The sequence below is a fragment of the Citrobacter sp. wls613 genome, assembly GCF_005281195.1.
GTDB lineage: Bacteria > Pseudomonadota > Gammaproteobacteria > Enterobacterales > Enterobacteriaceae > Citrobacter > Citrobacter gillenii.
Map to the genome: position 1 here is coordinate 4790 of NZ_SZXN01000013.1, position 22353 is coordinate 27142.

Here is a 22353-nt window from a genome sequence, read left to right on the forward strand (position 1 = left end):
AAGATGCAGAACAATTTACGTTTCTGATAAAAAAGAAAAGGCTGGAAGCAAATGTCAAAAGTTGAATTCACTTACCAGGCGCCTTTCCCGCTGGGGGAAGACAAAACTGAGTACTATCTGCTGACATCCGATCACGTCAGCGTCGGCGAGTTTGAAGGCGAGACAATCCTCAAGGTAGAACCAGAAGCACTGACGCTCCTGGCCCAGCAAGCCTTCCACGATGCCTCATTCATGCTCCGCCCGGAACACCAGCAGCAAGTCGCCTCCATTCTTCACGATCCAGAAGCCAGCGAAAACGATAAGTACGTGGCGCTGCAATTCCTGAGAAACTCTGAAATCGCCGCCAAAGGCGTGCTGCCAACCTGTCAGGATACCGGCACGGCTATTATCATGGGTAAAAAAGGCCAGCGCGTCTGGACCGGTGGAGGGGACGAAGCCGCGCTCTCCAAAGGTGTCTTTAATACCTACATTGAAGATAACCTGCGCTATTCACAAAACGCCGCACTGGATATGTACAAAGAGGTCAATACCGGGACGAACCTGCCCGCGCAAATCGACCTGTACAGCGTGGATGGTGACGAATACAAATTCCTGTGTGTGGCCAAAGGCGGCGGCTCAGCAAACAAAACGTACCTCTATCAGGAAACGAAAGCACTGCTGACCCCCGGCAAGCTGAAAAGTTACCTGGTTGATAAGATGCGCACGCTGGGTACGGCGGCCTGCCCGCCTTACCACATCGCCTTTGTCATTGGCGGCACCTCAGCAGAAAGCACCCTCAAAACGGTGAAACTGGCCAGCACGCACTACTACGACGCGCTGCCGACCGAAGGTAATGCCCATGGTCAGGCGTTCCGCGACGTTCAACTGGAACAAGAACTGCTTGAAGAAGCACAGAAACTGGGTCTCGGCGCACAGTTTGGCGGCAAATACTTCGCACACGATATCCGCGTGATCCGCTTGCCTCGCCACGGTGCATCTTGCCCGGTAGGCATGGGTGTATCCTGCTCTGCCGACCGTAACATCAAGGCCAAAATTAATCGCGACGGTATCTGGATTGAAAAACTGGAGCATAATCCAGCCCAATACATTCCAGAATCGCTGCGTCAGGCTGGTGAAGGTGAAGCAGTTAAGGTTGACCTGAACCGCCCGATGAAAGAGATCCTCGCCCAGCTTTCTCAATACCCGGTATCTACGCGCCTGTCGTTAAGCGGCACCATCATTGTGGGTCGCGACATTGCCCATGCGAAGCTGAAAGAGCGTATTGATTCCGGTGAAGGTCTGCCGCAGTACGTGAAAGATCACCCGATCTACTACGCGGGTCCGGCAAAAACACCAGCGGGTTATCCATCAGGCTCCTTAGGCCCAACCACCGCGGGTCGTATGGACTCCTACGTTGATCTGCTGCAATCCCACGGCGGCAGCATGATCATGCTGGCGAAAGGGAACCGCAGCCAGCAGGTGACCGACGCCTGCCATAAACACGGCGGCTTCTACTTAGGCAGCATCGGCGGTCCGGCGGCAGTACTGGCGCAGCAGAGCATTAAGCATCTGGAATGCGTGGAGTATCCGGAACTGGGTATGGAAGCTATTTGGAAAATCGAAGTTGAAGATTTCCCGGCCTTCATCCTGGTCGATGACAAAGGCAACGATTTCTTCCAGCAAATTGTCAGCAAGCAATGCGCTAACTGCGCGAAGTAACCTATCTGGCCCGGCACCGGACTGCTCCCAATCGTTGGACACCCAACCGTTGAGGACAGCCCGGTGATCCCCCCGGGCCACTCTCCCCCCTCAATAACGGGTATTGAATTTTTATCACGCCCGATAAATAGTAGCCTTTTCGACTACTCGCTAAATCATCATGATCCGCATGCTGAATACTGGCGCACTGGTGCTGGCGCTCATTCTTGCCTACACCGGCTTCTGCGCCACAGAAAAAATCACCTGGCTGATGGAAGTCACGCCGGTCATTATTGTCGTCCCGTTGCTGCTGGTGACCGTTAAGCGCTACCCGCTGACGCCGCTGCTCTACACGCTGATATTCTTGCATGCCATCATTCTGATGGTGGGCGGTATGTACACCTACGCTAAGGTGCCGATTGGCTTTGATGTTCAGGAGTGGCTGAATCTGAGCCGCAACCCTTATGACAAGCTGGGCCACTTCTTCCAGGGGCTGGTACCTGCCCTGACGGCCAGAGAGATTTTAGTACGCGGCAATATTGTCCGTGGGCGTAAGATGTTGGCGTTTTTAGTCTGCTGTGTCGCGCTGGCGATCAGCGCCACCTATGAACTGATTGAATGGTGGGCGGCGCTGGCGATGGGTCAAGGTGCAGATGATTTCCTTGGCACGCAGGGCGATCCGTGGGATACCCAGTCAGATATGTTCTGCGCCCTGCTCGGCGCATTAACCACGGTGATACTGCTGGCGCGGGTTCATTGTCGGCAGTTGCGCCGCTATGGGTTAATCACCGTGAACTGATTGCCGGATGTCGCTGACGCTAATCCGGCCTGTACGTTACGCCTTAGCTTCACTGGCGGTTGCTACCGCAACCACCGGTATATCCAGTTGCTCATCCACCGAAGGCACCTTGCGGTACTTATCCAACAAGTGGATCTGGATCCGGCGCAGCGTATCGCCGTTCAGTCGGTAGAAACGGAAGTAGAGGATTAGCGTGACCATAAAAAAGAGTGCCGGTAGCGCTATCATAATGAATTGCATACCCACGATGGTTTCGGCAGACTGCTCAACGTTCGGCAGATAGCCAATTATCCCGAGCACCAGCGCGATAAAGAAAGCAGCAAACGCTGATCCCCCTTTGACCACCATGGTTTGTACCGAATAGGCAATGCTTTCACAACGTACATTGAGCTTGTATTCACCGTAATCGACGGTGTCCGCGACCATAATGACCTGCAGCACCCAGAAAAGCGCCGAACCAATGTTCAGTAAAACCCCGGCAATCGCAATCAGCAGGGTATTATGAAAACCCGCTAATGCCATCGCCAACAGCACGCCGCAGCTAAGTACCGGCATTATCGATGCCCCAGCCCATAAGATCCGCCGGGACAACGCTTTCACCAGTCGAGGAAAAAGGATCAGCGTCAGCAGATTAGCCGCACCGGCGTAGGACATGTAGTACGGGAAGAGGGCCGCATCGCCAATTACGTAGGTAAAATAGTAAATAGCAAAACCCGCAATAATATTGGCCGCGATATTGTAGGCCAGCGCCATGCCCAGCAAGCAGGAAAGCTGGTCGTTTTTATAGATAAGTCCGACGATCGCTTTCAAACTCAGGCGACTGCTGTCGGCTGTTGCATCGCTGTCCGACGAATACACCTCATGCACATTACGTAGCGTCACGAATGTCGACACGATAAAGAATGCGATCAGCACCAGCGTAAACATCTGGAAACCAAATCCACGATCGGCCCCGCCAACATAGCTGACAAAGGGCAACGTTACCCCGGCGGTCACAAACCCGGACAAGCTGGCGAAAAAGCGGGGAAACGGCACCAGTTGCTCACGTTCGCGTTTATCCAGCGTAATGGTCGGCACCAGCGACCAGAAGGGAATATCCATAATGGTGTAGGTCATCCCCCACAGAATGTAGGTGACACATACAAAGACAACCTGCGTTGTCCCTTCGAACAGATGGGCACTAAATAGCAAGAACAGCACCAGCGAGTTCGCCAGGGTGCCGATTAGAATCCAGGGTTTAAACTTTCCCCAGCGTGAGCGGGTGGCGTTAACAATCCAGCCCATGATCGGATCGTTAATCGCATCCCAAATTCTTGCCGCCAGGAACAATGTCCCGACCAGACCCACCGATAATCCCACCACATCGGTGTAGTAATACATCAGGTACATGTACACAATACCAATAGCGAAATCCTTACCAAACGCTCCAAATCCATAACTGAGTTTTGTTGTCAGAGATATGCTCATAGGGTATCGGGTCACTGTTACCAGCGCCCGCCTTCTGTAATAGGAAACGTGAGACGTCGGGCGCCGGACATGCTGCCGGCGCGCAAGGGGCTTATCGATGTAACCAGGCCGGTAACCAGTCGCCATGTGAAGCGATCAGGTCGTCCACCAGCGCATAAATCTCCTCAATGCCCAATACTGCCGCGGTATGGGGGTCCATCATTGCCGCGTGATACACCCGATCGCGGTTTTCCGTCAGGATGGCTTCGGTCAGCAGGGTCTGCACATTGATATTGGTTTGCATCATTGCCGCCAGATGCGATGGGAGAGTGCCCACCTTCGTCGGTTGAATGCCATTGGCATCAACCAGACACGCCACTTCCACACAGCAGCCCTGTGGCAGGTTATCGATCAGGCCGTCATTACGCACGTTGCCATAAATCACGCTCGGCTCACCGGTCCAGATGGCATTCATGATCGTGCTGGCATATTCCCGCGACGGTTTAATATCAATCCGCGCCGCCGTTTTGTACTCCTCCAGCTCTTTATGCCAGTTCGCCAGTTGTTCCACGCAACGTTTCGGGTATTCATCCAGCGGCACCTTGTAGCGCTCAATCAGGTCTTCACGTCCCGGCTTAATAAACCACGGCGTATATTCAGCAAAATGTTCTGAAGACTCAGTAACGAAGTACCCCAGTTTTTTGAACATCTCATACCGCACGATGTTCTGGCAGCGGCTATTCCCGTGAATGTTAGGCTTCGGCGCCTGACCGGCTTCATAAGCAGCCAGCAGTTCCGGGTACAAATCCACATAGCTGCCCTCTGCTGTTTTTCGTTCCAGCTCCAGGTAAAACGCCATATGGTTGATCCCGGCGCTACGGTAGCGCAACGTGGCGGGATCGATATTCAAATCACGCGCCAACTCCTCCGCCGTCCCCTGAACAGAGTGGCACAGCCCAACCTGTTTAATCTGCGGATACCGTGCATACATAGCCCAGGTGTTCATCGCCATCGGATTGACGTAGTTAAGCATCGTGGCATGTGGGCAAACTTCGGTCATGTCTTCACAAATCTGCCATAAATGCGGGATGGTGCGCAGCGCGCGCATAATGCCGCCCGGCCCCAGCGTATCGGCAATGGTTTGTTCCAGACCATGACGTTTACACACGTCAAAATCAGTGACGGTACACGGCTCATAGCCGCCAATCTGGAAGGCGACAACCACAAAATCGGCATCCTGCAACGCCGCTTTCCGATCGGTATGGCAGGTAATGTGACCGGATGCGCCCGCTGAATCCATCAGTTTGCGCACCACAATATGCGATTCTTCAAGGCGTGTGGGATCGATATCCATTAAGGCAATATGCGCAGATTTCAGTGCATCGCGGTGAAAGACATCCCCGAGAATATTTTTGACGAAAATCGTGGAACCGGCGCCGATAAAGGTAATTTTGGGTGCAGACATCATCACTCTCCAGAACGTTGTTGGTCATCGTCAGGATGGCACGCGATGGCGATGAAAGCCTCCGGCTTCTGTAATGAGCATTCCCAAAAACTCAGATCACCTTTCTGCCCACGCAGAATCTGAGTTAATGGGATTAAATTAGCCGAAAAGCAGAGTATGTGGCCCAAAAACTCTACTATGCTGAGGTCTAATGACTCAATTTGCGTCCCAATTCGCAGTCTTATCTGTATACAAATGGCATGATTCTGAGCATTCAGGAAATGGAGTGACCATGACGACGTTACCGATACCGCTTCTCCCTCCCGATCCACACATGTGCAGTAGCGATGAACAGCAGACCCGCAGCCCGCTGACGCTGTACTCAGAGTATCAACGCATGGATATCGAGCTGCGCCCGCCGCATGCCATGGACTCCAGCCACTGGCACGGCCAGGTGGAAGTGAATGTACCGTTCGATGGCGACGTTGAGTATGTTATCAATAACGAAGTGGTGCAGATAAAACAGGGACATATCACATTATTCTGGGCCTGTACGCCGCACCAGCTCACCCGTCCGGGTACCTGCCAGCAGATGGCGATTTTCAATTTACCGATGCACCTGTTTCTCTCCTGGCCGCTGGATCGCGAACTGATCAACCACGTCACGCATGGCATGGTCATTAAATCACTGGCGACGCAACAGCTCAGCACCTTTGAAGTTCAGCGCTGGCAGCAAGAGGTAAACAGCCCGAACGAACAAATTCGCCAGTTGGCGATCGACGAAATTGGTCTGATGCTTAAGCGCTTTAGCCTGTCGGGCTGGCAGCCGATTCTGGTCAATAAAACCTCGCGCACGCACAAAAACAGCGTTTCCCGACACGCTCAGTTTTACGTCAGCCAGATGCTGAGCTTTATTGCCGACAACTACGATCAGGCGCTCACCATTAACGACGTCGCAGAGCATGTGAAGCTCAATGCCAACTATGCGATGGGAATTTTCCAGCGCGTAATGCAGCTCACCATGAAGCAGTACATTACCGCGATGCGGATCAACCACGTCCGCGCGCTGCTAAGCGATACCGATAAAACGATTCTGGACGTGGCGCTGACCGCCGGGTTCCGCTCCAGCAGCCGCTTTTACGACACCTTCAACAAATTTGTCGGCATGTCACCACAGCAATACCGCAAACTGAGTCAGCAAAGACGACAGTCCTCAGCCCTCTGACCCCGGCAATATCACTATCAGCCAAAAAAATAATTCCCCTGTCGATAAACGACGGGGAAAAATCGCCAAATGCACCAATCAACCATTTGTTTTTAAAAAATAAAAACACAAAATCGCCTGATTTTCGCCCCCTTTACTCCCGTATTTATCAGGTAAATACTTGCCCTCGTCACACATCCTCCACTACGGGAAACAGACGATGAAAGTATTAATTGTTGAAAGCGAATTTCTGCATCAGGACACCTGGGTCGGCCACGCGGTCGAACGTCTGGCGGACGCTCTAAGTCGGCAAAATGTGACCGTCATTAAGTCCACATCATTCGATGATGGTTACGCCATCCTGGCCGCCAATGAGGCCATTGACTGCCTGATGTTCAGCTACCAAATGGAACAACAGGACGAACACCTCAACGTCAGGCAATTGATCGGCAAGCTTCACGAACGCCAGCAAAATGTTCCCGTTTTCCTGCTGGGCGATCGGGAAAAAGCTACCGCATCGCTGGATCGCGATCTGCTGGAGCTTGTCGATGAATTCGCCTGGATTCTGGAAGATACTGCCGACTTTATCGCCGGGCGCGCCGTTGCGGCAATGACCCGTTATCGCCAGCAGCTTCTGCCGCCACTGTTCAGCGCATTGATGAAATACGGCGACATCCATGAATATTCCTGGGCCGCACCAGGCCACCAGGGCGGCGTCGGATTTACCAAAACCCCTGCGGGTCGTTTCTACCATGATTACTACGGTGAAAATCTGTTCCGTAGCGATATGGGTATCGAACGCGCCTCTCTCGGCTCGCTGCTTGACCACACCGGCGCATTTGGCGAGAGTGAAAAATATGCCGCCCGCGTCTTTGGCGCTGACCGTTCGTGGTCCGTAGTGGTCGGCACATCCGGCTCTAACCGCACCATCATGCAGGCCTGCATGACCGACAACGACGTGGTCGTTCTGGACCGAAACTGCCATAAATCGATCGAGCAGGGGCTGATCCTCACCGGGGCAAAACCGGTGTATATGGTGCCAAGCCGTAACCGTTACGGCATTATCGGGCCTATCTACCCGCAGGAAATGCAGCCGGAAACGTTGCAGAAAAAAATCAGCGAAAGCCCGCTGACGCAAGATAAAGCCGGGCAAAAGCCATCTTACAGCGTGGTCACTAACTGTACCTACGACGGCGTCTGCTACAACGCGAAAGAAGCGCAAGACCTGCTGGCACAAACCAGCGATCGTATACACTTCGATGAAGCCTGGTACGGTTATGCGCGCTTCAACCCGATTTACAACGACCACTACGCCATGCGTGGAGAGCCGGGTGACCATAACGGCCCCACCGTATTTGCCACGCACTCCACCCACAAACTGCTGAATGCGCTGTCACAGGCCTCTTACATTCACGTGCGTGAAGGCCGTGGAGCGGTGAATTTCTCCCGCTTTAACCAGGCGTATATGATGCACGCCACCACCTCACCGCTGTATGCCATCTGCGCCTCAAACGACGTGGCGGTCTCAATGATGGACGGTAATAGCGGCCTGTCGCTCACTCAGGAAGTGATCGACGAAGCGGTTGATTTCCGCCAGGCAATGGCGCGGCTATACAAAGAATTCACCGCCGAGGGCGACTGGTTCTTCAAACCGTGGAACAAAGAGGTGGTCACCGATCCACAAACCGGCGAAACCTACGACTTCGCGGATGCTCCGACCCAACTGCTGACCACCGACCAGAATTGCTGGGTGATGCGCCCGGGTGAATCCTGGCACGGCTTTAAAGACCTGCCGGATAACTGGAGCATGCTGGACCCGATTAAGGTCAGCATTCTGGCACCGGGAATGGGCGACGACGGCGAGCTGGAAGAAAATGGCGTGCCGGCCGCGCTGGTCACCGCCTGGCTTGGACGTCACGGTATCGTACCGACCCGCACCACCGACTTCCAGATTATGTTTCTGTTCTCAATGGGGATCACCCGCGGGAAATGGGGCACGCTTATCAACACGCTGTGTTCCTTCAAGCACCATTACGATACCAATACCCCGCTGTCACAGGTGATGCCGGAACTGGTAGAGGAACATCCTGACACTTACGCCAACATGGGCATTCACGATCTGGGCGACACCATGTTCGCCTGGCTGAAAGAAAATAACCCAGGTAGCCGCCTCAATGCGGCCTACTCCGGCCTGCCTGTCGCTGAAATCACCCCGCGCGAAGCCTATAACGCGATCGTGAGCGACAACGTTGAGATGGTAGCCATCGAAAATCTGCCGGGCCGTATTGCCGCCAATTCCGTTATCCCTTACCCACCGGGAATCCCGATGCTGCTGTCCGGGGAAAACTTTGGCGATGCCAATAGCCCACAGATAAGTTACCTGCGTTCGTTGCAATCCTGGGACCATAACTTCCCTGGCTTTGAACATGAAACCGAAGGAACGGAAATTATCGACGGCATGTATCACGTCATGTGCGTGAAAGCATAATGTCGCTTTATAGATAGTCCGATGTTTAAGGTAGACATGTCATGCTTGAGTAATTCCTGAGTATTGCTGCAAAACAATAACATTGTCATACCTTTTGCGCGGGGCCACCCCGCGCTTTTTTATGCAGCGAAAACACGTTGCCACTCGCGTAAATTATTATGTACACCCCAATAATCCCCACAGATATTGTAATTCCTTTGAATCACGCTATTTTATCGCAGGTTTTGATTCATCATACAATTCCATTTAACCGGTATTACTCACCCTTCGGCGAGCGACGGTATTTTATATTCATATTCCAGGAGTTCGGGTATGAGGGTTTGCAGCAAAGAAGCTTGTGTTGTTGTATTAACGGAGAAAGATGTTTGGTTAAGGATTAACGGTAAAGAAGCCATCAGTTTAAAAGCCAACCACATGGCACTGGTGGCATGTGATAATAATATTATCGACTTCTCTTCACTCAATAACGCCCTGGTGGTTCACATCAGTCGCGACATTATTAAAGATTACTTACGATTTTTAAATAAAGATCTCTCACAAATCCCCCTCTGGCAACGCAGTGCCAGCCCGGTAATGACCGCTGCCTGCCTGACGCCGGATGTGTTTCGGGTCGCCGCCCAGCACAGCGTGATGGAAACGCTGAACGAAGGGGAGGCAGAACGGACGCGTGCACTGCTGTTCACCGTGCTATCACGCTTTCTCGACAGCAAAAAGTTTCTCCCGCTGCTGATGCATATGTTACGCAGTCGTATTAGCGACAGCGTTTATCACATCATTGAGAGTGATATTCATAAAGACTGGAACTTGAGTTTGGTCGCCAGCTGCCTGTGCCTGAGCCCCAGTTTGTTAAAGAAAAAGCTCAAAAATGAAAATACAAGTTACAGCCAAATAATTACCACCTGTCGCATGCGTTATGCCGTCAATCAATTATTGATGGACGGAAAAAACATATCTCAGGTGTCACAACTGTGCGGATATAACAGTACGTCATACTTCATCTCTGTATTCAAAGAGTTCTACGGGATGACCCCACTGCATTATGTTAGCCTGCACCGGGAACAAACGGCCGCCTGATTTTTAATCATTTAGCAATAAGCCATAATAATATCAGCATTGGCGATACTCCCCTTTCGCCATAATTCAATCATCTTCTACGGAGGTATGATACGTCGTCATTTATCCTTATCAGGAGTTAAGAAATATGTCGACGGATGCTGATGCTCACAAAGTGGGCTTAATCCCCGTCACCTTAATGGTGTCGGGGAATATTATGGGTTCCGGTGTATTCCTGTTACCCGCCAATCTGGCGTCAACTGGCGGGATTGCAATCTACGGATGGCTGGTCACGATTATCGGCGCGCTGGCGCTGTCGATGGTGTACGCCAAAATGTCGTCCTTAGACTCCAGTCCCGGTGGTTCTTACGCGTATGCCCGCCGCTGCTTCGGTCCCTTCTTAGGCTATCAAACCAACGTCCTGTACTGGCTGGCCTGCTGGATCGGTAACATCGCGATGGTGGTCATTGGCGTGGGTTACCTGAGCTACTTTTTCCCCATCTTAAAAGATCCGCTGGTGTTAACGCTGACCTGCGTCGCCGTACTGTGGGTCTTCGTGTTGCTGAATATCGTCGGGCCGAAAATGATCACCCGCGTGCAGGCCATTGCTACCGTGCTGGCACTGGTGCCCATTGTCGGGATTGCCGTCTTCGGCTGGTTCTGGTTTCGCGGTGAAACCTATATGGCAGCCTGGAACGTCAGCGGCATGAACACCTTCGGCGCGATCCAAAGCACCTTGAACGTCACCCTGTGGTCATTCATCGGGGTAGAAAGTGCTTCTGTGGCTGCGGGCGTGGTCAAAAACCCTAAACGTAACGTTCCTATCGCCACCATTGGCGGGGTACTGATTGCCGCCGTCTGCTACGTGCTTTCTACCACCGCGATTATGGGCATGATCCCTAACGCGGCGCTGCGCGTTTCGGCTTCACCATTCGGCGATGCGGCACGCATGGCATTGGGTGACACCGCAGGCGCGATTGTCTCCTTCTGCGCAGCGGCCGGGTGTCTCGGCTCACTGGGTGGCTGGACGTTACTTGCCGGACAAACCGCAAAAGCGGCGGCCGACGACGGTCTGTTCCCACCGATTTTCGCCCGCGTCAACAAAGCCGGAACGCCGGTTGCCGGGTTAATTATCGTCGGGATCCTGATGACTCTCTTCCAGTTCAGCAGCATGTCACCGAACGCCGCCAAAGAGTTTGGTCTGGTCTCTTCTGTCTCGGTCATCTTCACGCTGGTGCCTTACCTGTATACCTGCGCCGCCCTGCTGCTGCTGGGCCATGGTCACTTTGGTAAAGCACGTCCCCTGTACTTGCTGGTCACCTTCGTGGCATTTATCTACTGCATCTGGGCAGTGGTCGGCTCGGGCGCCAAAGAGGTGATGTGGTCATTCGTGATGCTGATGATCATCACCGCGCTGTATGCCCTTAATTACAACCGGATCCATAAAAATCCGTATCCACTGGATGCCCCAGTTAACAATAATTAATGTAAGCAGCAGGGGTGCATATAGGCCGGACAAGGCATCGCAGCCATCCGGTATTAAGCCAATCTTAAGTTCTTAAGGTTGGCTTAACTTTACTTTGCGAGGATCTGCCCCACTTAGTCGATGGAATTTCCTCTTCATGTTAAAGCACCTGTTTAAAAGACCGACTCTCGGGCACATCAGCTGGCTGCTGCTGATCTCTTTTTATCTGGCCACCTTTCTGAACGTCGCGTTCTATAAGCAGGTGCTGCAAGACCTCCCGCTGGACTCCCTGCGCAACGTGCTGGTGTTTCTCTCCATGCCGGTGGTGGCCTTCAGCGTCATGAACATTGTGCTGACGCTGGCTTCATTCCTGTGGCTTAACCGCCCGTTGGCCTGCATTTTCATTCTGGTGGGTGCCTCTGCCCAATATTTCATCATGACCTACGGCATCATCATTGACCGCTCGATGATCGCCAATATGATGGATACCACGCCCGCTGAAACCTTCGCCTTGCTGACGCCGCAAATGATCATCACGCTCGGGATAAGCGGTATTCTGGCGGCGATCATCGCCTGCTGGATCAAAATTAAGCCAACGACGCCGGTGTTGCGTAGCGTGCTGTACCGGGGGGCAAATATCCTGGTCTCGGTACTGCTGATCGTACTGGTCGCCACCTTCTTCTACAAAGATTACGCCTCACTGTTTCGCAACAACAAAGAGCTGGTTAAATCCCTCAGCCCGTCCAACAGCATCGTCGCCACCTCGTCCTGGTATTCACACCAGCGCCTGGCCGATTTGCCGCTGGTGCGTATTGGCGAAGATGCCCACCGCAATCCGTTAATGCTGAAAGAAAAGCGTAAAAATCTCACCATCGTGGTGCTGGGAGAAACCTCGCGCGGGGATAACTTCTCGCTGTCGGGGTATTCACGCCAGACCAACCCGCGGCTGGAAAAAGATGACGTGGTCTATTTCCCGCACACCACGTCCTGCGGGACGGCGACGGCGGTGTCCGTCCCCTGCATGTTCTCCGACATGCCGCGCGCACACTACGATGAAGAGCTGGCACACCACCAGGAAGGCGTACTTGATGTCATTCAGCGGGCGGGGATCAACGTGCTGTGGAATGATAACGACGGCGGCTGTAAAGGCGCATGCGACCGCGTACCGCATCAGAATATGACCAAGCTAAATCTGCCGGGGCAGTGCATCGACGGTGAATGCTACGACGACGTTCTGTTCCACGGGCTGGAAGAGTATATAAATAACCTGCAAGGCGACGGCGTGATTGTGCTGCACACCATCGGCAGCCACGGCCCGACCTATTACAACCGCTATCCGCCGCAGTTCAAGAAATTCACCCCAACCTGCGACACCAATGAGATCCAAACCTGCTCGCAGCAACAACTGGTGAATACCTACGACAATACCATCCTGTATGTTGACTATATTGTTGATAAAGCAATCAATATACTGAAAGCGCATCAGGACAATTTCACCACCAGCCTGGTCTATCTTTCCGATCACGGTGAATCGTTAGGGGAAAACGGCGTCTATTTACACGGCCTGCCGTATTCCATCGCGCCAGAAACACAAAAGCATGTACCGATGCTGCTGTGGTTGTCAGAGGACTACCAGCAACGCTACCAGATCTCGCAAACATGTTTGCAAAAACGGGCCAGCGCAGAAGACTTCTCACAAGATAATCTGTTCTCCACCCTGCTGGGATTAACGGGCGTACAGACCAGGAATTACCAGGCGGCAGATGATATTCTGCACCCATGCCGGGGAGGCTAACTGAATGAAAATTCTGATTGTTGAAGACGATACGCTGTTATTACAGGGACTGATCCTTGCCGCCCAAACGGAAGGCTATGCCTGCGACGGCGTGTCAACCGCCCGTGCCGCAGAGCAATGTCTGGAGACCGGGCATTATAGTCTGGTGGTACTGGATCTCGGTTTACCTGATGAAGACGGCCTGCACTTTCTCAACCGCATCAGGCAGAAAAAATACACGATTCCAGTGCTGATCCTCACCGCCCGCGATACGCTCAAAGACCGGGTTGCCGGGCTGGACGTCGGTGCCGATGACTATCTGGTCAAACCGTTCGCGCTGGAAGAACTGCATGCCCGTATTCGGGCCTTGCTGCGCCGCCATAACAATCAGGGCGAGAGCGAGTTGACTGTCGGTAACCTGACGCTGAACATTGGTCGTCGCCAGGTATGGATGGACGGGCAAGAGGTTATCTTAACGCCGAAAGAGTACGCGCTGCTGTCGCGCTTGATGCTCAAAGCGGGCAGCCCGGTACACCGGGAAATCCTGTATAACGATATCTACAGCTGGGATAACGAACCGTCAACCAATACGCTGGAAGTTCACATTCATAACCTGCGCGATAAAGTGGGTAAAGCCCGTATTCGCACGGTCAGGGGATTTGGCTACATGCTGGTCGCCACTGAGGAAAACTAAGTGAAGCTGATACGTTATTTAAAACAGCCGCTGCCGCTGCGCCATCGTTTGATGATAACGATCGGCCTGATTCTGGTGGTCTTTCAGCTGATTAGCACCTTCTGGCTGTGGCATGAAAGCACCGAACAAATACAGCTGTTCGAACAGGCGTTGCGCGAAAACCGTAACAACGATCGCCACATCATGCATGAGATCCGCGAGGCCATCGCCAGCCTGATCGTCCCCGGTCTCTTTATGGTCAGCCTGACGCTGCTGATTTGCTATCAGGCAGTGCGACGGATCACCCGCCCGCTTGCCAACCTGCAAAAAGAGTTAGAAGCGCGCACGGCCGATAACCTGACCCCTATAGAGATCCGCAGCTCTACCGTTGAGATACAGGCGGTCGTCACGGCACTGAATCAGCTGGTGACGCGACTCACCAACACTCTCGACAATGAGCGTCTGTTTACTGCCGACGTCGCTCACGAGCTGCGCACACCGTTATCTGGCGTTCGCCTGCACCTGGAATTACTATCAAAAACCCACAACGTGGACGTTTCACCGCTTATTGCCCGCTTAGACCAAATGATGGACTGCGTGTCGCAGCTGCTGCAGCTTGCCCGCGTGGGTCAGTCGTTTTCAGCGGGGAATTACCAGCATGTCAAACTGCTGGAGGACGTCATACTGCCTGCCTACGATGAACTCAGCACCATGCTGGATCAGCGGCAACAAACGCTTCTATTACCCGAGAGCGCTACCGATGTCGTGGTGCGTGGCGACGTTACGCTGTTGCGTATGCTGCTGCGTAACTTAGTCGAAAATGCGCATCGTTACAGCCCGGAGGGCAGTAATATTAGAATTAGCCTGCATACTGACCCGGAGGCGCAAATGGTCATTGAAGACGAAGGGCCGGGCATTGATGAAAGTAAATGCGGGGAGTTAAGCAAAGCGTTTGTGCGCATGGACAGTCGTTTTGGCGGTATTGGACTGGGGCTGAGCATTGTCAGCCGCATCACCCAGCTCCATCGCGGGCAGTTCTTTTTGCAAAATCGCACGGGAGCTACCGGCACCCGAGCCAGCGTAGTACTGGAGAAAGATCAGTAAGAGCTCACCCACACGTACACAAAGCTGCTCACAATCAGCAGGCTGCACACGGTGGTTAAACTTTCATAGATACGGGTTTTCATGACACTCTCCTCCGATAGTATGGAGGAGAGTTTGCCTGACAGAGATTAAGCCAACCTTAAGGCCACGCGCCGGATGGCGGCTAACGCCTTATCCGGCCTACTGAGTACAACGCTACCCGTAGGCCTGAAAGCTGCGCGCCATCAGGCAATAACACGATTACTCATCAATACGCGGATGCTGCTGGACCAGGCGTGAACGCTTAACCTGCAAATCCGCAATTTCCTGATCGATATCTTCAATCTTCTGCTCGATATTATCGTAGTGCTCGCCGAGGATTTCTTTCGCTTCCTGAATATCCGAAGCGGCAGGCGTCGCCCCTTTCAGCGGCTGGTTAGCGGTCTCTTTCATGGTCATACCGGTAATTAAACCGACCACCGCAACCACCATCAGATAGTAAGCCGGCATCATCAGGTTCTGCGAACTTTCCACCAGCCAGGCGGCCAGCGTCGGTGTCAGACCAGCAATCAGTACCGAAATATTAAATGCCGCAGCCAGCGCACTGTAACGAATGTGCGTCGGGAACATTGCCGGTAACGTTGACGCCATCACCCCGGTAAAGCAGTTGAGGATCACCGCCAGCATCAGTAAACCGGCAAAAATCAGGCCGATGACGTTACTGTTAATCAGGATGAAGGCCGGGATGGCCAGCACAAACAGCGCAATACTGCCCATGATCACAAACGGTCGACGCCCGAAACGGTCACTCAGCAGCCCCATTATCGGTTGCACAAACAGCATACCAATCATAATGGCGATAATAATCAGCACACCATGATCTTCAGAGTAATGCAGGTTATGCGACAGATAGCTCGGCATGTAGGTGAGCAGCATGTAATAGGTGACGTTGGTGGCAATCACCAGACCGGTACACGCCAGCAGACTACGCCAGTGTTTAGTGGCGATTTCTTTAAACGAAACCTTCGGCCCTTCCTGCAGCCCCTGGCGATCGCCCTGTTCCAGCTTATCGACATGCTGCTGAAACGCCGGGGTTTCTTCCAGCGCGTGGCGCAGATACAGACCAATCAGTCCTAACGGCAGCGCGATAAAGAACGGAATACGCCAGCCCCACTCAAGGAAGTTTTCCTCACCGACGACGGTCGAGATCAGCACGACTACGCCCGCACCCAGCACAAACCCGGCAATCGAGCCAAAGTCCAGCCAGCTGCCCATAAATCCGCGCTTACGGTCCGGGGAATATTCCGCGACGAAAATCGAAGCACCGGTGTATTCCCCGCCCACCGAGAATCCCTGCGCCATCTTACACAGCAACAGCAATATTGGCGCCCAGATACCAATCGAGGCATACGACGGGATAAGCCCAATACAGAAGGTGCTTATCGACATAATGACAATGGTGATAGCGAGGATCTTCTGGCGACCGTATTTATCGCCGAGCATACCAAAGAACAGTCCGCCAAGCGGTCGAATCAGAAAGGGAACGGAGAAGGTGGCGAGTGCAGCAACCATCTGCACGCTGGGGTCAGCCCCCGGAAAGAACACTTTACCTAATGCGTAAGCAACAAATCCATAAACGCCAAAATCGAACCATTCCATCGCATTACCCAGCGACGCTGCGGTAATGGCTTTTCGCAGTTTACCGTCATCAATAATGGTGACGTCGCGAAGCGTAATGGGTTTTATTTTTTTCCTTTTTAGCATACCAGTCCTCATAGACTTAGCCCTGTCGCGCACGAGACTCTCCCAACGCAGCATGCGCTAAGGTCATCGCCGAGCGGGGAATGCACAGGCGCAATCCCTGTAACAAGCGTAGCAGGTTTACTTACACTGAACGGCAATGCGCAGTACAACCGAACCTGTTGACGCCTGATTGGGCGGTTAATGACCTCTTTACCCTAACAGTGTTTAAATCTGTGATCAACTTCACACATAGTATTTCATTTCGTCAACCTGCGTAAATAAGGTCATTCTTAGTCAACTTTTTTACACACCAGGGTTGCGATTAATTCCCTATTTACTACAAGTAAAAATCGCTTTTCAGCATCAACAATCACGAACGTCATTATTACCCTGCCAGGCAAAAAAACACCTAATCCCGTTACAACTTATTCACAGGTTTTTTAATAATCGGAAGCTTTAGGAATTTTTGCGTGAAATATGTGATGAAGATAACTAAAACGCTGTTTTATTTTGATTGAATCATCGTTCTTATGAATGCACACTAATTCCAGACGCACTATCCCTGGGGGCAATGACATGCTCAACGTATGCCGCGTTAGATTTTAAAAAACAAAGAGATAGCTTTTTTTTCTTTGTTAAGACTTTCGAATAACTTGTTGAATTTAAATAATATTTTGTTTTATTGCGCATTTATCATCGGCGATAAGATATGAGGACGTTTATGAAAATTAAGGCCACGATTGAACGCATCCCCGGCGGAATGATGTTGATTCCTCTGTTATTAGGTGCGGTGTTAAATACGTTAGCTCCCGATACCGGTGCGTATTTCGGTTCATTTACTAAAGGGATGATTAGCGGCACCGTTCCCATTCTGGCCGTGTGGTTCTTTTGTATTGGTGCTTCTATTGATTTACGGGCAACCGGCACGGTATTACGCAAGTCCGGTACGCTGGTATTAACCAAAATCGCCGTGGCCTGGGCAGTGGCAATGATCGCCGCATCATTCATTCCTGATACCGGTATTCAAACAGGATTCTTTGCGGGTCTTTCCGTCCTGGCAATTGTCTCTGCAATGGACATGACCAACGGCGGTCTGTACGCCAGCCTGATGAACCAGTACGGTACTAAAGAAGAGTCCGGCGCATTTGTCCTGATGTCTCTGGAATCCGGCCCGCTGATGACCATGGTCATTCTGGGTTCTGCAGGTCTCGCCTCCTTTGAGCCACACCATTTCGTTGGCGCCGTATTACCATTCCTGATTGGTTTTACGTTGGGTAACCTGGATCACGACCTGCGTACTTTCTTCAGCAAAGCGACGCCGGTACTGATTCCGTTCTTCGGTTTCGCACTGGGGAACACCATTAACCTGAGCGTTATCGTTGATACCGGTCTGCTGGGTATCCTGCTGGGTGTCGCGGTCATCGTGATTACCGGTATCCCGCTGATTATTGCTGACCGTGTGATTGGTGGCGGGAACGGTACGGCGGGCGTGGCGGCTTCTTCTGCAGCCGGTGCTGCGGTAGCAAACCCGGTCATTATCGCCCAGATTAACCCGGCATTTGAACCGGTTGCCGCCTCCGCTACCGCGTTGGTTGCCGCCAGCGTGATTGTCACGGCGATTCTGGTCCCGATTATCACCGCCCTGTACGCCAAACGTTTTAACAAAACACCGGTCGTCACAGAATCGACAACCGCGCCGGCAGACTCGTTACACCACTAAGTCCGCTGCGTACTCACCGTCCCTTCTCAGCCTCTGCGAGGGGACGGTGCAAAAATCTCCTCAACCATCGCATTCACCAGTCGCTTCGCCGAACACAGTCGCGGCATCCCCAGCGCCACATTTTGCCAACGCTGCGTCACCGACCCGCTCACCGGATGCTGCTCCATATCACACCAGTCGCCCAACCAACTCAGCATATCGTTATGCTCGCGTGATCCCCCTGCGGTAGGTGAACTGAGCCATTGATGATAATAATGACGCGTGGTGGGTGCGGCATTCACACTGTGCGCCAGCGCCTGGGTCGCCATAGTGCGTAGATTATCTTTGAGCATCGCCACCACATCGGCATTGCCCAGCCGACAAGCATCACCAAACGCGCCCCAGCGCAGCTCTTCCAGCGCGACAAAACAACGCCCCGGCAGCGACCAGCCGTCATACGCCCCTGCCCGCCAACGGGTAAAAATTTGTTCGCTGTGTTCACCCGCCTGAACGGTCAGCCCGCGCTGCGTCAGCGCCTTCTCTTTATAAGCACTGCGTTGGCTAAACCAGCTGGAGAGCGTATTGATCTGCTGCATAATGCCGGGCGTGGATTGCCCGCGCGGACGTTCCGTCTCTTGCAGGAACGCCAATCCTTCGGTAATACGCACCAGCGCCAGATGACCGGGGTCAATCATGCTCGCCAGTTTTTCCACCAGCTTCAGGCGCATCATCAGATGCTCGCTGGAGACGCCCGCCAGAACCCACGCCCGCAGCTGTGTCTGGGATAACACTTCCTGCGTCAGGCGCGCGCGCAGACGCTGCTGCTGTTGCAGAAAACCGCCGGAACGTTTGGTTTCATCTCCCTGAACCAGATCGACCATAAACTTTGGGTAGACGCACTCCAGCGCCCGCCCGGGGCCTTCCAGTAACACGTTAGTCATGTATGCTCAGCTGCAAAAAGGGTATGGATATCATCACGTAGCAAGCGGGAGTCTTCATAAATCCATGACGCAATCGTAATACGGTGCTGCAGTTGTTCACTCAATGCGCTCACAGCAGATTCATTTTGCTGACGCAGGATCAGACTCTCACGCAGGCTCGCCTGCAATTGCGTCAGACACAGCGAAAAATCGGCAAAAAACGTCGCCATGCCAGCCGTAACAGAAATATCGACCTGCGCCACTAAAGCTTTACGAATTTGTTGGCAAAACAGCGTAACGTACTGCCCAAGGCTGTTGTGCAGTGCGTTGATATCAATCAGGTACCGCGTTTTTGCGGCGACATCATCATTCCATCCCCAGTTCGGCTGATTCAGCCAACGTGAGAACGTATCCCGCACTCCGCCTGCGGAGGATGTGCCTTCATCCAACGGCGTATCCTGCTCAATCGCTTCGTTAAACAACTGGCGGGTATTGAAGTTAAACATCGCCGAATGAAACGCCGGAAAGCGGATCCGGGCACGGAATCCGGCATGGCTCAACTCCTCTTTCACCCGCTGCTCAATGGGTCGTATGGCGTCATTTAACGCCCGCGACAACGTCGACTCAAGTTGCTCAAAGCGCAGGGCTAAATCGCGGCTGATACTCTCCTGTGCCGCCAGCAGGACGACTTCACAGGCGGAACGAATTTTATCTAACACAATTTTCGCTTGCCCTTCATCATGCAGCACCAGCACTTCTCCGGCCATTTCCGCCGCCGCAACGCCCGCCCCCATACCGTGTCGTGACATCCTCAGCACGCTTTCTTTTTCAAACAGCCTATCGATACTGCCCAGGATCTCAGCCTGCTGCTGATTGAGAAACGCGGTGGTCGCCTCCAGTGCCAAATCAACTTCGTGTTTAACCTCATCGCTGACCTGCTCCTGACCCACCTGGATCTGCTGCATATCCTCTTCAATATGGTCGATGTTCAGCTGCAGCTTGTCACACGCGACCGTTAATCCGTGATAGCGAAACTCAAGGTATTCGTGTGCGCTTTGCGCATAGTTCAACAGCTTATGGGACGCGGAGCGGAGCGCATAGAGCGAGGCATTCGCGTAGGCGGCATAAATAACATTCTGAATCGGCTGCTCAAACAGCGAGTCTTGCCACAGTAAATCGGCAGCATGCCGAATATGCTCGGTATCATCCAGATCGGCGGTACGCCAACGCCGACCCAGCGCCGCTTCGGCAAAATCCTGTACCCAACGTTGTTGCTGGTGATCCGGCAGCCGCCCGTGAGTCATCAGTTCATGACGTGCGCGGTTCGCCAGATACCCCCACATGGAAGACACCGGATAAATACGCTCAGGCGTAATACCGCCCTTCATCAACGTGCCAGAAATCAGCGCCCGCACCTGCTCTTCATCATCGCTATTACGGTCTTTTTGATCGAATTTATTGACCAGGGCATACAGCGGTACCGATTTACCCACCGCGGTGATCGCCTGGCGCACTTCCTCATCCGAAATCGACTTCAGTTGGGTATAGTCCATCACCGCCAGTACCGCAGACGCCCGCGCCAGCTGTTCCTTCAGCATCTTTTGTAAGTGCGGCTGTCCGGCTTCATTCGGCCCCGGCGTATCCAGCAGGGTTAACTGCCCCGGATAATTTGCCTGCCCGGCCAAATGCACAAACTCAACCTCAATCACCGGAATATGCTCAATGGCGGCGTACGCAGAAAAAGGAAAATCAACCTCCAGCGCTTTTGACAGACGCACCAGATCGTTCAGGCTCTTGAGGCACTGGAAAATAGGTTCGGCACCTAAATAGGTGCGCTCGAACGCCACACCGTTTTCAATACGCAGCAGCAGCGTATTCATATCTTTATCAATTTCCAGCTCATGGCTAAGAGACTGGCGATCGCACTCGCGCACACGCTGCTGCAAGGTTTTCATTAAGGCATCAATCGGCGCGACATGAGAAAAATACAACACCGGATCTTTCTGGCCTGGCGTATGGCGGATCAGCGTCGGCAGGGCCGTCATCGGACGATTACGATTGGGTAACACTTCCGTCCCCACAATCGCATTAATCGTCGTCGACTTTCCCGCTTTCATCGTGCCGACAATGGCCAGTACCATTTCCAGACGCGTGACCTTCCGTAGCTCATTATTGAGCGTTGCTTGCTGGACATCCATGCCACGCGCAGTGAAATGCAGGGGCTGTACGTGCCCGCTATGCTCACCTTTTTTCAACGCGACATCATCCAACGACGTCGTCGGCAATTTTTTCAACTGCCTGAGATGGTCAAGAGAGAGCATCAGCAAGCGTTCAGCTTCCTGACTTAATTCATATATTGTCTGTGTGTACATGGAAAATTTTTCCTTAACGCAAATAATCTTACTTTTATTCAGCCAAATCTTTTTATTTATGAATTTTCGGCTTTTATCATTACGTGTGGAAATAATTAAAATCAAAATAACTAATTGATATTATTAAATTAAATTTGTTTTATAACCGCTGGCCCGATGCCTCTCCCTTACTGTAATAAGTAAGAAAGATAAACAGAGTAGTTCAGTTTTGAAAAATGCCAGTTTAATTCCCCTACCTAAATTAAGGGGGATGCGATATCCACTTACAATAACTAAGCCATTCTGAGAGCCATGTTATCAATGAATATCAGGTGGTTCGCCTCACCTTAACTTAAATAACAAAGCGGAGCAATTTCCCTTAAAAAATATTCCGCCAAACGTGCAAGTAGTGGAAAGTACAGGTATTGAGACCTTTATCTGCGCCGTGCCTCAGCGCTTAATCAGACAGTAGTCCCGACAACCGCAGGGATTTTATGTATAATTGCGGCCTTTTTCGGCAATCTGCCATTTTTT

The 22353-nt window shown here is 52.5% G+C and carries 16 protein-coding genes; 10 read left to right on the top strand and 6 right to left on the bottom strand.

All coding sequences use genetic code 11. From position 1 onward, the window contains the following. Nucleotides 1-51 precede the first annotated feature (51 nt). Nucleotides 52-1698, top strand: a complete 1647-nt coding sequence (fumA, locus tag FDX01_RS02790) for a class I fumarate hydratase FumA (RefSeq protein WP_137399186.1) — start codon at nucleotides 52-54, stop codon at nucleotides 1696-1698. A gap of 160 nt (nucleotides 1699-1858) precedes the next feature. Continuing rightward, nucleotides 1859-2476, top strand: coding sequence for a DUF2238 domain-containing protein (locus FDX01_RS02795; protein WP_137399187.1), 618 nt, complete (start codon nucleotides 1859-1861; stop codon nucleotides 2474-2476). Nucleotides 2477-2512: 36 nt separating this feature from the next. On the opposite strand, the gene melB is transcribed toward FDX01_RS02795, so the two are convergent. Both melB and melA read right to left on the bottom strand, forming a co-directional pair. Beyond that, nucleotides 2513-3943: a melibiose:sodium transporter MelB gene (gene melB, locus FDX01_RS02800; RefSeq protein WP_137399188.1), complete on the bottom strand. Its 1431-nt coding sequence runs from the start codon at nucleotides 3941-3943 to the stop codon at nucleotides 2513-2515. A 91-nt stretch (nucleotides 3944-4034) separates the two neighbouring features. Continuing rightward, nucleotides 4035-5390: an alpha-galactosidase gene (gene melA / locus FDX01_RS02805; RefSeq protein WP_115259658.1), complete on the bottom strand. Its 1356-nt coding sequence runs from the start codon at nucleotides 5388-5390 to the stop codon at nucleotides 4035-4037. 268 nt (nucleotides 5391-5658) lie between these two features. On the opposite strand from melA, the gene melR reads away from it, so the two are divergent. The 7 genes from melR to pmrB all read left to right on the top strand — a co-directional run bounded on the left by melR (nucleotide 5659) and on the right by pmrB (nucleotide 15127). Then, a complete protein-coding gene (melR, locus tag FDX01_RS02810) occupies nucleotides 5659-6591 on the top strand; it encodes a transcriptional regulator MelR (RefSeq protein ID WP_117343567.1) in 933 nt (310 codons plus the stop codon). Nucleotides 6592-6790: 199 nt separating this feature from the next. Then, nucleotides 6791-9058, top strand: a complete 2268-nt coding sequence (gene adiA / locus FDX01_RS02815; protein WP_137399189.1) for an arginine decarboxylase — start codon at nucleotides 6791-6793, stop codon at nucleotides 9056-9058. A gap of 312 nt (nucleotides 9059-9370) precedes the next feature. Continuing rightward, nucleotides 9371-10132 (top strand): AraC family transcriptional regulator, encoded by a 762-nt coding sequence (locus tag FDX01_RS02820; RefSeq protein ID WP_096758641.1) that lies wholly within the window; start codon nucleotides 9371-9373, stop codon nucleotides 10130-10132. 127 nt (nucleotides 10133-10259) lie between these two features. Continuing rightward, entirely contained in the window at nucleotides 10260-11597 is a 1338-nt protein-coding gene (gene adiC, locus FDX01_RS02825) for an arginine/agmatine antiporter (protein ID WP_096758642.1), read from the top strand. A 136-nt stretch (nucleotides 11598-11733) separates the two neighbouring features. Further along, a complete protein-coding gene (gene eptA, locus FDX01_RS02830) occupies nucleotides 11734-13371 on the top strand; it encodes a phosphoethanolamine transferase EptA (protein WP_137399190.1) in 1638 nt (545 codons plus the stop codon). Between the two features lie 4 nt (nucleotides 13372-13375). After that, nucleotides 13376-14044, top strand: a complete 669-nt coding sequence (gene pmrA, locus FDX01_RS02835) for a two-component system response regulator PmrA (RefSeq protein ID WP_115259662.1) — start codon at nucleotides 13376-13378, stop codon at nucleotides 14042-14044. Between the two features lie 9 nt (nucleotides 14045-14053). Then, the gene (gene pmrB, locus FDX01_RS02840; RefSeq protein ID WP_170974747.1) at nucleotides 14054-15127 is read left to right on the top strand and encodes a two-component system sensor histidine kinase PmrB; all 1074 of its coding nucleotides are present in this window, start codon (nucleotides 14054-14056) and stop codon (nucleotides 15125-15127) included. Here pmrB and pmrR read toward each other — a convergent pair. Continuing rightward, entirely contained in the window at nucleotides 15121-15210 is a 90-nt protein-coding gene (pmrR, locus tag FDX01_RS02845) for an LpxT activity modulator PmrR (RefSeq protein ID WP_096758646.1), read from the bottom strand. The genes pmrB and pmrR overlap by 7 nt on opposite strands. Before the next feature lie 157 nt (nucleotides 15211-15367). Then, the gene (gene proP / locus FDX01_RS02850) at nucleotides 15368-16870 is read right to left on the bottom strand and encodes a glycine betaine/L-proline transporter ProP (protein ID WP_115259664.1); all 1503 of its coding nucleotides are present in this window, start codon (nucleotides 16868-16870) and stop codon (nucleotides 15368-15370) included. 700 nt (nucleotides 16871-17570) lie between these two features. On the opposite strand from proP, the gene kdgT reads away from it, so the two are divergent. Next, nucleotides 17571-18569, top strand: coding sequence for a 2-keto-3-deoxygluconate transporter (gene kdgT / locus FDX01_RS02855; protein WP_096758648.1), 999 nt, complete (start codon nucleotides 17571-17573; stop codon nucleotides 18567-18569). Nucleotides 18570-18595: 26 nt separating this feature from the next. Here kdgT and FDX01_RS02860 read toward each other — a convergent pair whose 3' ends face one another. Together FDX01_RS02860 and crfC are read right to left on the bottom strand one after the other, a co-directional pair. Beyond that, a complete protein-coding gene (locus tag FDX01_RS02860) occupies nucleotides 18596-19489 on the bottom strand; it encodes a diguanylate cyclase regulator RdcB family protein (RefSeq protein ID WP_137399192.1) in 894 nt (297 codons plus the stop codon). Next, on the bottom strand, nucleotides 19486-21840 hold the full coding sequence (gene crfC, locus FDX01_RS02865; protein WP_137399193.1) for a clamp-binding protein CrfC: 2355 nt from the start codon (nucleotides 21838-21840) through the stop codon (nucleotides 19486-19488). Before crfC ends, FDX01_RS02860 begins: the two co-directional genes overlap by 4 nt. Nucleotides 21841-22353 lie beyond the last annotated feature (513 nt).